9 protein-coding genes are annotated in these 12,337 nt (G+C 74.2%); 3 read left to right on the forward strand and 6 right to left on the reverse strand.

The genetic code is table 11. The features are described 5' to 3' along the window. Positions 1–85: 85 nt before the first annotated feature. From ACQPYD_RS10000 to ACQPYD_RS10020, 5 genes are all read right to left on the reverse strand, one after another. Positions 86–2,179 (reverse strand): 3-hydroxyacyl-CoA dehydrogenase NAD-binding domain-containing protein, encoded by a 2,094-nt coding sequence (locus ACQPYD_RS10000; protein ID WP_433700715.1) that lies wholly within the window; start codon positions 2,177–2,179, stop codon positions 86–88. Continuing rightward, positions 2,176–3,375 (reverse strand): thiolase family protein, encoded by a 1,200-nt coding sequence (locus tag ACQPYD_RS10005; protein WP_433700716.1) that lies wholly within the window; start codon positions 3,373–3,375, stop codon positions 2,176–2,178. The genes ACQPYD_RS10000 and ACQPYD_RS10005 overlap by 4 nt, the downstream gene beginning before the upstream one ends. A 353-nt stretch (positions 3,376–3,728) precedes the next feature. Continuing rightward, a complete protein-coding gene (locus tag ACQPYD_RS10010) occupies positions 3,729–4,733 on the reverse strand; it encodes a tetratricopeptide repeat protein (RefSeq protein WP_433702011.1) in 1,005 nt (334 codons plus the stop codon). Between the two features lie 202 nt (positions 4,734–4,935). Further along, positions 4,936–6,186: an HRDC domain-containing protein gene (locus tag ACQPYD_RS10015; RefSeq protein WP_433702012.1), complete on the reverse strand. Its 1,251-nt coding sequence runs from the start codon at positions 6,184–6,186 to the stop codon at positions 4,936–4,938. 192 nt (positions 6,187–6,378) lie between these two features. Further along, positions 6,379–6,954: a DUF3000 domain-containing protein gene (locus tag ACQPYD_RS10020; protein ID WP_433700717.1), complete on the reverse strand. Its 576-nt coding sequence runs from the start codon at positions 6,952–6,954 to the stop codon at positions 6,379–6,381. Positions 6,955–7,253: 299 nt separating this feature from the next. On the opposite strand from ACQPYD_RS10020, the gene hemE reads away from it, so the two are divergent. Beyond that, the gene (gene hemE, locus ACQPYD_RS10025) at positions 7,254–8,279 is read left to right on the forward strand and encodes a uroporphyrinogen decarboxylase (protein ID WP_433702013.1); all 1,026 of its coding nucleotides are present in this window, start codon (positions 7,254–7,256) and stop codon (positions 8,277–8,279) included. Positions 8,280–8,387: 108 nt separating this feature from the next. Here the strand turns inward: hemE and ACQPYD_RS10030 are convergent, their stop codons facing one another. Then, positions 8,388–9,521, reverse strand: a complete 1,134-nt coding sequence (locus ACQPYD_RS10030) for a DUF4349 domain-containing protein (RefSeq protein WP_433700718.1) — start codon at positions 9,519–9,521, stop codon at positions 8,388–8,390. A gap of 371 nt (positions 9,522–9,892) precedes the next feature. Here ACQPYD_RS10030 and hemG point away from each other — a divergent pair, with 371 nt between their 5' ends. Together hemG and hemQ are read left to right on the forward strand one after the other, a co-directional pair. Next, on the forward strand, positions 9,893–11,359 hold the full coding sequence (hemG, locus tag ACQPYD_RS10035) for a protoporphyrinogen oxidase (protein WP_433700719.1): 1,467 nt from the start codon (positions 9,893–9,895) through the stop codon (positions 11,357–11,359). Next, positions 11,356–12,066 carry a hydrogen peroxide-dependent heme synthase gene (gene hemQ, locus ACQPYD_RS10040; RefSeq protein ID WP_433700720.1) on the forward strand — a complete coding sequence of 237 codons (711 nt, stop codon included), beginning with the start codon at positions 11,356–11,358 and terminating at the stop codon, positions 12,064–12,066. The genes hemG and hemQ overlap by 4 nt, the downstream gene beginning before the upstream one ends. Positions 12,067–12,337: the final 271 nt, after the last annotated feature.

The following is a 12,337-nucleotide window of genomic DNA, read 5'->3' on the forward strand; positions in this document are numbered from 1 at the left end:
TCTCGGGGAGCGCGAACGGGCCCGGCCGCCCCCGCTGTTCCTGCAGGGGTGGCCGGGCCCGACCGCGTCCGGCGGCGCTCCTCGGTCAGAACGCCTTCGGGGCGCCCTCGTGGAACCGCTTGCCGTTCACGGCCTCGGACACGCCGACCTTGTCCAGGTACGGCGTGATGCCGCCGGTGTGGAACGGCCAGCCCGCGCCGGTGATCAGGCACAGGTCGATGTCGGCGGCCTCGGCCACGACACCCTCGTCCAGCATCAGCCGGACCTCCCGGGCCATCGCGCGCAGCGCCCGGTCCAGGATCTCGCTCTCCTCGGACGGCTTGTCGCCGCCGGTGAACAGCTCCCTCACCTCGGGGTCGATGGTGAAGTCCGGTGCGAAGATCGCCGTCTTGCCCGCCTTGACGATCTCGGCCAGTTCGGCGGAGACCGCGAAGCGCTCGGGGAACGCCTCGTGCAGGGTCTCGGACACGTGCAGGGCGACCGCGGGGCCGACCAGCTGGAGCAGCAGGAGCGGCGACATCGGCAGGCCCAGGGGCGCGACCGCGCGGTCGGCGACCTCGGGCTCGGTGCCCTCGCCCACGGCGCCCAGGACCTCGCCCATGAACAGGGTGAGCAGGCGGTTGACCACGAACGCCGGGGCGTCCTTGCACAGGACGGCGGTCTTCTTCAGCTTCCGGGCCGTGGCGAACGCCGTGGCCAGGGAGGCGTCGTCGGTCTTCTCGCCGCGGACGATCTCCAGCAGCGGCAGGACGGCGACCGGGTTGAAGAAGTGGAAGCCCACGACCCGCTCGGGGTGGCTCAGCCCGGAGGCCATCTCGGTGATCGACAGCGAGGAGGTGTTGGTCGCGAGGATCGCCTCGGGGGAGACCACCGCCTCCACCTCGGCGAACACCTGCTGCTTGACCTCCATGTTCTCGAACACGGCCTCGATGACGAAGTCGGCGTCCGCGAACGCGTCCTTGGTCAGCGAGCCGCTGACCAGGGCCTTGAGGTGGTTGGCCTTGTCGTTGCCGATCCGGCCCTTCTTCAGGAGCTTGTCGATCTCGCCGTGGACGTAGGCGACGCCCTTGTCCAGGCGCGCCTGGTCCAGGTCGGTCATGACGACGGGGACGTCGAGGCGGCGGGCGAACAGCAGCGCCAGCTGTCCGGCCATCAGCCCGGCGCCGACGACGCCGACCTTGGTGACCTTGCGGGCGAGCGACTTGTCCGGGGCTCCGGCGGGGCGCTTGGCCCGCTTCTGCACCAGGTCGAACGCGTACAGGCCGGCCTTGAGCTCGTCGCTCATGATGAGGTCGGCGAGCGCCTCGTCCTCGGCGGCGAAGCCCTCGTCGCGCGTGCGGTTCCTGGCCTCGGCGACGAGCTCGACGGCGCGGGCCGGGGCCGGGGCGGCGCCGTGCAGCTTGCCCTCGACGGTGAAGCGGGACATGTTGACCGCGTTGTCCCAGGCCTCGCCCTCGTCGACCTCGGGGCGCTCGACGACGACGTCGCCCTTGAGGACCTTCGCGGCCCAGCGCAGGGACTCCTCGACGAAGTCGGCGGGGTCGAACATCGCGTCGGCGATGCCCATCTCGAAGGCCTGCGGGCCCTTGAGCATCTTGTTCTGGGCCAGCGGGTTGTCGATGATGACCTTGAGGGCCTTCTCGGCGCCGATCAGGCGGGGCAGCAGGTACGTGCCGCCCCAGCCGGGCACCAGGCCGAGGAAGGCCTCGGGCAGCGAGAGCGCCGGCACGCCCGAGGAGATGGTGCGGTAGGTGCAGTGCAGCGCCACCTCGACGCCGCCGCCCATGGCCGCGCCGTTGACCAGGGCGAAGGTGGGCACGTCCAGCTCGCCGAGCTTGCGGAACACGTCGTGCCCCAGCTTGCCGATGGCCAGGGCCTGCTCGCGGGTCCGGATCGCCGGGACGCCGGTCAGGTCCGCGCCGACGGCGAAGATGAACGGCTTGCCCGTGACGGCCACGGCCGCGATGTCGGTGCGCGCACGGGCGGCCTCGATCGCGGCGTCCAGGCTGAGGAGCCCGCCGGGGCCGAAGGTGTTGGGCTTGGTGTGGTCGTGCCCGTTGTCCAGGGTGATCAGGACCGCCGTGCCCGCGCCGTGGGGGAGCTCGACGTCGCGGGAGATCGCGTTGGTGACGACCTCGTCCTTGAACAGCTCCCGCGCCTGCTCGATCGCGTTGCTCACTTGCCCCCCTCGTAGTTGGTGTTCTCCCACAGGACGGTCCCGCCCATGCCGAGGCCGACGCACATGGTGGTGAGGCCGTACCGGACGTCGGGGCGCTCGGCGAACTGGCGCGCGAGCTGCATCATCAGGCGCACGCCGGACGAGGCGAGCGGGTGTCCGATGGCGATGGCGCCGCCCCACGGGTTGACGCGGGCGTCGTCGTCGGCGAGGCCGAAGTGCTCCAGGAAGGCGAGCACCTGGACGGCGAAGGCCTCGTTGATCTCGATGAGGCCGACGTCGTCGATCGAGATGCCCTGGCGGGCGAACAGCTTCTCGGTCGCGGGGACGGGGCCCACGCCCATGACCTCGGGCTCGACACCGGCGAAGGAGAAGTCGACCAGGCGCATGCGGGAGTCGAGGCCGAGCTCCTCGGCGACGTCCTCCGCGGCCAGCAGGGCGCCGGTGGCGCCGTCGTTGAGGCCCGCGGCGTTGCCGGGGGTCACGTTGCCGTGCGAGCGGAACGGGGTCTTGAGGCCGGCGAGCGACTCCATGGTCGTGCCGGGGCGCGGGGGCTCGTCACGGGTGGCCAGGCCGTAGCCCTTCTCCAGGGAGCGGACCAGCATCTCGACCAGGTCGGGCTGGATCTTGCCGTCGGCGTAGGCCTTGGCGACCTTCTCCTGGCTGCGCACCGCGTAGGCGTCGGCGCGCTCCTTGGTGATGCCCGGGAACCGGTCGTGCAGGTTCTCGGCGGTGTTGCCCATGACCAGCGCGGACGGGTCGACCAGCTTCTCGGAGACGATCCGCGGGTTGGGGTCGACCCCCTCACCCATGGGGTGGCGGCCCATGTGCTCCACACCGCCCGCGATCACCACGTCGTAGGCGCCGAAGGCGATGCCCGCGCCCGAGGTGGTGACGGCGGTGAGCGCTCCCGCGCACATGCGGTCGACGGAGTAGCCGGGGACGCTGCGCGGCAGCCCGGCGAGGATCGCGGCGGTGCGCCCGATCGTGAGGCCCTGGTCGCCGATCTGGGTGGTGGCGGCGATGGCGACCTCGTCGACGCGCTCCGGCGGCAGGCCGGGGTTGCGGCGCATCAGTTCGCGGATGACGCGGACGACCATGTCGTCGGCGCGCGTCTCGGCGTAGAGGCCCTTGCCTGACTTGCCGAACGGGGTGCGCACCCCGTCGACAAACACGACATCGCGGGCAGTTCGCGGCACGATGGGCCCTCCTTCTCCAAGGGTGAGTGGACTTGTCGCGCCCATGCTACTCGTCAGTAACAAATTGTGCGAGCGGCGGGGCCGACGTCTTCGCGACATCCTGGGAACGGGTCCGGCCCATGGCCGCCGGCGGTGGCCGCCGGCCCGGCGCGGTACGGCCCCGGTGCGTGTCGGCGCCCCGGGCGGACCGCCGCGGGTTCGGGCAGAGGGGCCGCGGGCGCGCGCCGGCGCCCCGTGCCGCTCCGAGGCCTTTCGCGGACCGCGGCCGGAACCCGGCGCGGACACGCGTCGGGGCCGGGGTGGTCCACCCCGGCCCCGATCGGACCTCTTCGCGTTGCGCCCCGCCTGCGCCGTCAGAGCAGCGCGTTGGCCTCGCGGTGGCGCCCGGCCGCGTTGTAGGCGCCGGCCAGGTCGCGGCGCAGCCGCAGGGTCAGGCGCCGCACCTCCGGGTCGCCGGAGGAGTTCAGCGCCACCCGGTAGGCCTCGCGCAGGCTCTCCACCGCCTCGTCGGTGCGGCCCGCCTGCGTGTAGGCGCGGCCCAGCCGGTGGTGCACCGCCAGGGTGTCCAGGTGGCCCTTGCCCAGGCGGCGGCGCCGCGCGGCCAGGACCATGCGGAGCTGGTTGATCGCCTCGTCGTAGCGCCCGGACATGTTGTGCGCCGCGCTCAGCCCCAGGCGCAGCTCCTCGCGCCGCTCCGTCGAGGCCACGTCCTCGATCGCCCGCTGGTAGTGCGCGACCGCCGCGTCCAGGCGGCCGCTGCGCCGGTAGCAGACGGCCAGGCGCATGCGCGCCTCCACGGTGTCCTCGTCGGAGGCGCCGAACTGGCGCTCGCGCTCGCGCAGCAGCAGCTCCCACTGCCCGGAGGCGTCCGCCGGGCGCCCGGCGTCCTCGTAGGCCCAGGCCAGGTTCTCCCGGATGATCTCGGTGCGCGGGTGCTCGTCGCCGAAGACCGCGACCGCCTCGGACAGCGCCAGCTCGAACTGCTGCACCGCCGCCTGGCGGCGCCCCATCTGTGCGTACTTGGTCGCCAGGTTGTTGCGGGCGGTGATGGTGTCGGGGTGCTCGGTGCCCAGCCGCTCCACGAGGGAGCGCAGGGCGCGCTCCAGGGAGGCGGCCCGCATGCCCGACGTGGGCGCGGGGGCGCCGTCCGGGGCGGTCTCGGAGCGCTCCTCGGCCAGGGAGAGCGTCTCGACCCCCCCGCCGCCGACGGGGGCCGGACTCGGCACAGGGGCCTCGGCCGGACGGGTCACGGACTGTTCCTCGCGAGCGGGTACGGCGCTGGCGGAATCGGCGGACCGTGTCCTGGTCGCACCCGTCAACCCGGTCTCGCGCAGCAACGCACGCCAGAACGACAGCAGACTCACCACATTTCCCTGATCGCGCAACCGCGGCCTCGCAGCCGACGGCCGTCACACCCGTAAGAGGTCAAGAAGCCCTGATATTCCAAGGCACGTTTCTATAACTTAATCGGACACGGGGCTACGGAACAGGCGTCAAACACCCTTATGGGTCGGTGACTTCCATCACGTTTGGATTGATTGGGTGAGAACCGGGTAAACGCTAGCTTTTCTCCGCCTCCCGCAAGGCCGTGGCCAGGGGTTCCGCGGTCAGGCCCACCTGCCACTCGCGTGCCCCGCGCTCGCGCAGGAAAGCCCCCACGGCGTCGGGGTCCACGGTCTCCGGCGGCGCCCAGGCGAGCCGGCGGACCGTGTCCGGCAGCAGGAGGTTCTCCGTCGGCATCACGATCTCCTCGGCGATGCCCGTGACCGTGGTCCGCGCGGCCTCCAGCCTCCGCGCGGCCTCGGGGGCCCGGTCCGCCCAGCGGTTCACCGGCGGCGGGCCGTCGCCCGGCGCGTTGGGCCGGGGGAGGTCGGCCTGCGCCATGTCGCGCGCGCGGTTGACCGCCTTGATCCACGTCGTCAGGTAGCGGCGGGCGAGCTTGATCCCGAACTGCCGGATCTTGGCCAGGTCGGTCGTGGAGCGGGGCATCGTCGTCGCCGCCTCCACGATCGCCGCGTCCGGGAGCACCCGCCCGGGCGAGATGTCCCGCTCCTGGGCGATGCGGTCGCGTTCGTACCAGAGCTCGCGCACGGCGGCCAGGGCGCGCTGGTTGCGCACCCGGTGGATGCCCGAGGTGCGGCGCCAGGGGTCGGTCCGCGGCTCCTTGGGCGGAGCCGCCAGGACCGCGGCGAACTCCTCGCGGGCCCAGCCGATCTTGCCGGTCTCCTCCAGCTCGGCCTCCAGGGAGTCGCGGAGCTCGATGAGGATCTCCACGTCCAGGGCCGCGTACCGCAGCCAGTCCTCGGGGAGGGGGCGCTGCGACCAGTCCACCGCGGAGTGCTCCTTGGCGAGCCGGATGTCGAGCATCCGCTCCACCATGAAGCCCAGGCCCACCCTGGGGTGGCCCAGGAGCCGCCCGGCCAGCTCGGTGTCGAACAGCCGCTTCGGGCGCAGGTTGACCTCGGACAGGCACGGCAGGTCCTGGTGGGCGGCGTGCAGCACCACCTCGGCCTCGCCCACCGCCGCGTCGAGCCCGCTCAGGTCCGGGCACGCGATGGGGTCGATCAGCGCCGACCCCGCGCCGTTGCGGCGCAACTGGACGAGGTAGGCCCGCTGTCCGTACCGGTAGCCGGAGGCGCGCTCGGCGTCCACCGCCACGGGTCCCGTGCCGGCGGAGAGCGCCGCGATGACACCGGCCAGGGTCTCGGCGTCGGCGGTGACCTCGGGCAGGCCCTCACGGGGTTCCCGCAGCAGGGGCGCCCTCTCAGCGTCGTCGTCGCCTGGTTCGCGGGGGTCTGTCTTGGAGTTCAACGCGTTCGCCACACCACTACGGTATGCGCTGTCGCCACCGGACGTGGAAATCGGGTGGATTCCGCGCAGCCGCGCGCCCCTCCGCGCGCCCCTCCGCGCGCCCGGTCCCGCGACCCGGGAGCCGGGGCCCAGCGGGCACGGGAACGGGCCGCCGGGCGCGCACCGCCGCCCCGGCGGCCCGACCGCCCCGGGTCAGGGCCGTGGACGCTGGCGGCGTATGTCGGCGACGTCCAGCGGGGGCAGCCCCGCCGCGGAGGCGAGCAGCGCCGCCCACGCGTCGGCGTGCACGGACAGGTCGTCGGACTCCGGGGTCCACGAGGCGCGCATCTCGACCTCGGTGGTGGAGCCCTGGTCCGACTTCGTGCCGAAACCCTCGGTGGTCGCGCGGGTGACGGTGCCGCTCAGGGTGTGGTGCGTGGCCGCACTCGCCTCCAGGGCGTCGGTGAGCCAGCTCCACGCGACCGGTCCGAGCAGCGGATCGGTCGCGATGTCCGACTCCAGTTCGGAGTTGACCTGGCAGACCACTCGGAAGGGGCCGGGCCAGTCGCGGGTGTTCTCGGGGTCGTACAGCACGATGAGACGGCCCCAGGCGACCTCCTCGCCGTCCACCGTCACCTCGGCGGACACTGCGGCGGAGTGGGGGGCCAACCGCTGGGGGGCGGGTATCTCCCGGACGGTGATCTCGGGGCGGTGGAGGGGTGAGTGCAGGGCCTCGACCGCTCGCCGGAACGTCTCATGCGCGTCCTCGGCGCTACCGACATCGGGCATGGTGGAAACGTCAGCCTTCGTTCTCTGGTGATCACGCACCGGCGGGTGTCGTCTGAACGTGCTCCGCCGTCCCGCCGGGGGGCGGGGGGAGGGGCACGCACCCGACCGTGGCACGAGTCACCGGTCGCGGGTCGGAGTTGGAGCGGCGTGTCGGTGTTTTGTGATGATCTTGGGACCGGGTCGCCTTCTACCGCGCCGGTTCGGGACCTTCGGCCGTCCCGGGGCCCCGCCGCCGCCACCCCGCTCGGGCGATCCGAGTGGGAGTACCGGGGAGGGCATGGCACGATCGAGGGGTGACCCTGCAAGAATCTCCTTTCCTCCGCGCCTGCCGGCGCCTTCCCGTGACCCACACGCCGGTGTGGTTCATGCGCCAGGCCGGGCGCTCCCTGCCCGAGTACCGACGGGTGCGCGCCGACGTCCCGATGCTTGAGGCGTGCGCGCGCCCCGACATGATCACCGAGATCACGATGCAACCGGTGCGCCGGTACGACGTCGACGCCGCGATCTTCTTCAGCGACATCGTCGTGCCGCTCAAGGCCATCGGCATCGACCTCGACATCAAGCCCGGGGTCGGCCCCGTGGTCGCCGACCCGATCCGGGAGGCGTCCGGGGTCAAGCGGCTCCGCGAGATCGAGCCCGACGACCTGACCTACGTGACCGAGGCGGTCGGCCTGCTGGTCGACGAGCTGGGCGACAAGCCGCTCATCGGATTCGCGGGCGCCCCGTTCACCCTGGCCTCGTACCTCATCGAGGGCGGCCCGTCCAAGAACCACGAGCACACCAAGGCGCTCATGTACGGCGAGCCCGAGCTGTGGGACGAGCTGATGCGCCGCCTGGCCACCATCACGCTGGGCTTCCTGCGCACCCAGATCGAGGCGGGGGCCAGCGCGGTCCAGCTCTTCGACTCCTGGGTCGGGGCGCTCAGCGCCGAGGACTACCGCGCCTCCGTGCTCCCGTACACGTCGTGGATCTTCGGCCAGCTCAGCGAGTACGAGGTGCCGCGCATCCACTTCGGCGTGGGCACCGGCGAGCTCCTCGGCCTGCTCAGCGAGGCGGGGGCCGACGTCGTGGGCGTGGACTGGCGGGTCCCCCTGGACAAGGCCGCCCAGCGCGTCCAGCCGGGCACCGCGCTCCAGGGCAACCTGGACCCCGCGACGCTGTTCGCGCCCTGGGAGGTCGTCGCCGAGCGGACCCGCGACATCCTCTCCCGCGGCCGCGCCGCGGACGGGCACATCTTCAACCTGGGCCACGGGGTGCTGCCGAGCACCGACCCGGACGTGCTCCAGCGCCTCACGGCGTTCGTGCACGAGGAGACCGCCGGCTAGACGACGCGTGCGCTCCCGGGCCGGACACGGCGGGAGCCCCCGGCAGCCGGGGACCGCGGCGCACATCGGCGGCGCCCGCCCCTCGGGGCCGGGCACCGCCGCGCGCGGTCAGCCGCCGCTGCCGTCCTTCGCGCCGGTCCCCTCCCCGGGGTCCGCACCGTCGGCGGTCCCGGACGGCGCGGGGGACGCGGCCGCCGCGGCGCTCCCACCGCCGGCCGCCCGCTCCGGCGCACCGCCGCCGGGCTTGCGCGGTGCGGTGCCGCCGCTCCGCGCGGCCCTGGTCCCGCGGGGCCCGCCCGGGGCCTTGCGCCCGGGGCCCGCGCCGCGCCGGCGCGAGCGGTACCACCACAGCGGGCCGGCGCCGAGCACCGCGGCCGCGACCAGGAACGGCAGCAGCCAGCCCGCGACCACGGCGACGCCCCCTCCGAGGGCCACCAGCGCGCGCCAACCGCGCTCCAGGCCGCCGAGGAAGCCGATGCCCTCCTCCGACGGCTCCTCCAGGTAGGTCTCCGGCGGGGTCAGCCGCAGGTGCACCGTCGAGTACGCGGTCTGGTTCGTCAGTGTCTCCAGGCGCGCCTGGAAGGCCTCCAGCTCCGACTGCCGCGTCTGGATCTCGCTCTCCACCCGCAGCAGGTCGTCGACGTCACGGGCCTCCTCCAGGTAGCCGCGCAGCGTCTCCAGCGAGGCCTCGGAGGACGCGATGCGGCTCTCGACGTCCGCCACCTCCTCGGTGACGTCCTCCACGGACCGCTCCAGGTTGGAGCGGTCGCCCAGCTCGCCCAGGGCCTCCAGGGCCCCCTCGTAGCCGTCGTTGGGCACGCGCAGGGTGAGGTTGCCCTCGGGGGTGCCGCCGGCGGGAGTGGAGAGGCTCTCCGAGGCGATGTAGCCGCCCGCCCCGATCGTGAGCTCCTTGGCGAGCTCGGAGGCCTCCGACACGTCGTCCACCCGGACGGTCAGGTCCGCGGTGTGGACGAGGTCGCGCTCGCCGACCTCGACGTCGGCTCCGACCGAGGAGGAGGGGGCGTCCTCCTGTTCGACGCCCCCGCCCCCGTCGTCGGCGCCCACGGCGCGCTCCCCGGCCGCGGCGGGACCCTCCCCGGAGCCCCCGCCGGCGAAGCTGTCGGGGCTGCCGGAGCCGGTGAGCCCACTGGCCCCGCAGGCCGTGAGGAGCAGGGCCGCGAGGCCCACGGAGAACGCTGCCCCGGCGACACGCCGCGCCGGGGGGACCGCTGAAGTAGCCATGAACGTTCGACGCGCCCGGCTCCGCGCCCGGTTGCGGGCCTTCGGTAACGACCCCGCAACAGGGCCGCCGGGGCGCTCCCGGCCGGGGCCGCGGGGACGGGCGGGACCGGGGGAGGCCCGGCGGGCCCCGGCCGGAACCCGTGGGGGAGGGGCGCCGGAGTGCTCCGCTCCCTGCCGCCCGAAGGGGAGCCCCCGGCCGGGGCCGCCCCGGACTCCGGGGCGGCCCCGGCGCCGGAGGGGGACCGCCACACGGTGAGCTGTCCGCAGGGCACGGCCCACCCGCTCCCCGCCTCCGGAGGGGGACCGGGGTCACCCGGTGTCGGGAGGTATGGCGGATCACTGTGACCCGCGACATCTGGGAAGCTGGAGACATGCCTGAAGCACCGCACGTCGTCGTGGTCGGGGGAGGGGTCTCCGGACTCACCGCCGCGCACCGCCTCCGTGGTCTCGGCGCCACCGTCACGGTGGTCGAGTCCGCCGACCGCCCCGGGGGGAAGCTGCGCGCGTCCCCGGTGGCGGGGGTGCCCATGGACGCGGGCGCCGAGGCGGTCCTCGCCCGCCGCCCCGAGGCCGTCGACCTGTTCTCGGAGCTCGGGCTGGAGGACCGGGTGGTGCACCCCGGGCCGGGCGCCGCCGCCGTCTACAGCCGGGGCCGCGTGCGCCCCCTGCCACGGGGCCAGCTCATGGGGGTGCCGGGGGACCTGCGCGCCCTCGCCCGCAGCGGGGTGCTGTCGTGGCCGGGCACCGTGCGTGCCGGACTCGACCTGGTCAGGCCGCGCACGCCCGTCCGCGGCGACGTGTCCGTCGCCGCCTACGTCGGCGCCCGTATGGGCCCCGAGGTCGTCGACCGCCTCGTCGAACCCCTCCTGGGCGGTGTGTACGCGGGCCGCGCCGACCTCCTCTCCCTGGACTCGACCCTGCCCCAGATCGCGCCGATGGCGCGCGGCGACCGCTCCCTGATGAGGGCGGTGCACACCAGCCTCCGGGGCCGGGGCGCCGCGCCCACCAGGCCGGGGCCGGTGTTCGCCTCCCTGCGCGGGGGGGTCGCGGAGCTCGTCTCCGCGCTCGCCGAGCGCCACGCCGCGGACCTGAGGACCGGGACCCGTGCCGCCTCCCTCGAACGCCTCCCCGAGGGCTGGAGGGTGCACCTGGACGGCGGCGAGCCGGTCGCCTGCGACGCCGTCCTCCTGGCGTGCCCCGCCCCGGAGGCCTCCCGACTGCTCACCGGGCACGCGCCCGGGGCCGCGCGCGACCTGGGCGGGGTGCGGTACGCCAGCATGGCGCTCGTGACGCTCGTCCTGCCCGCCGCCGCCTTCCCGCGGCCCCTGACCGGGACCGGCTTCCTGGTCCCGGCGGGGGAGGGGCTCACCGTCAAGGCCGCCACGTTCTCCAGCAACAAGTGGCCCTGGCTCGCCGAGGCGCTGGCCGAGGCCAACCCCGGCGAGGACCTGGTGGCGGTGCGCTGCTCGATCGGCCGGTTCGGCGACGACGCCGTGCTGGAGCGCTCCGACGAGGAACTGGAGGCGGCGGCGCGCGCGGACCTCGCACGGGTCACCGGCATGGCCGGCCGCCCGGTGGACAGCCGGGTCACCCGGTGGAACGACGGGCTGCCCCAGTACTCCGTCGGCCACGCCGACCTCGTCGAGCGCCTCCGCGCCGACGTGCACCGCATCCCGGGGCTGGGGGTGTGCGGCGCGGTCTACGGAGGCGTCGGCATCCCCGCCTGCATCGCCGACGCCGACCAGCAGGCCGAACGCCTGGTCGGCGCACTCTCGACCCACGGCCGCAGCGGCGGCGGAGACGCCGCCGGAACGAACCAGCAAGGAGTCAACCCGTGACGGGCCATCAGAACGAAGCCGTCGGCCAGGACGGCGCCGACCTCAACAAGCTCATCCGCTACACCATGTGGTCGGTCTTCAAGGTCGACCGCCTCGACGGCGTCGACCGGGGCGCGGCCGCCGACGAGCTGAGCACGCTCCTGGACAAGGCGGCCGAGAGCGGCGTGACCACCCGGGGCGCCTACGACGTGCAGGGCTTCCGGGCCGACGCCGACATCATGTTCTGGTGGGTGGCGGACACCCCCGAGCAGCTCCAGGAGGTCTACACGGCGTTCCGCCGCACGGAGGTCGGCCGCGCCGCGAGCCCGGTGTGGTCGGTCATGGGCCTCCACCGCCCGGCCGAGTTCAACCGGGGCCACGTCCCGGCCTTCCTCGCGGGGGAGGAGCCGCGCGACAACATCTGCGTCTACCCGTTCGTGCGCTCCTACGAGTGGTACCTGCTGCCGGACGACGAGCGCCGCGCGATGCTCGCCGAGCACGGTCGCATGGCCGCCCCCTACCCGGACGTGCGCGCCAACACGGTGTCCTCGTTCGGCCTCAACGACTACGAGTGGCTGCTCGCCTTCGAGGCCGACGAGCTGTACCGCATCGTGGACCTGATGCGCCACCTGCGCGGCGCCAAGGCGCGCCTGCACACCCGCGAGGAGCTGCCGTTCTACACCGGCCGCCGCAAGGGCGTCGCGGAACTGGTCGACGCCCTGCCCTAGGTGTGTCGGCCGCGGACGTCGGTGACGACCACCCCCGGCCGACACAGGCGAGGAGGGCCTCCGGCGCCGGTGGGGGCGGCGACCTCCACCACCGGGCCGGAAGGCCCTCGACGCCCCGCACCGCCCACGCCGACGCCCCTCCCGCACCCGCCGGACGCCTGGCACCGGTCCGACGCGCGGTCGAGGGGCGATGGCCGCTGCGGCGCCCCGCAGGCCCCGCCGCTCCACCGCCCGCGCGTCCCCGCTCCCCGCGGGGGCGTCGGAGACGGCC

The organism is Nocardiopsis sp. CA-288880 (genome assembly GCF_050955985.1).
GTDB classification, from domain to species: Bacteria; Actinomycetota; Actinomycetes; order Streptosporangiales; family Streptosporangiaceae; genus Nocardiopsis; species Nocardiopsis tropica.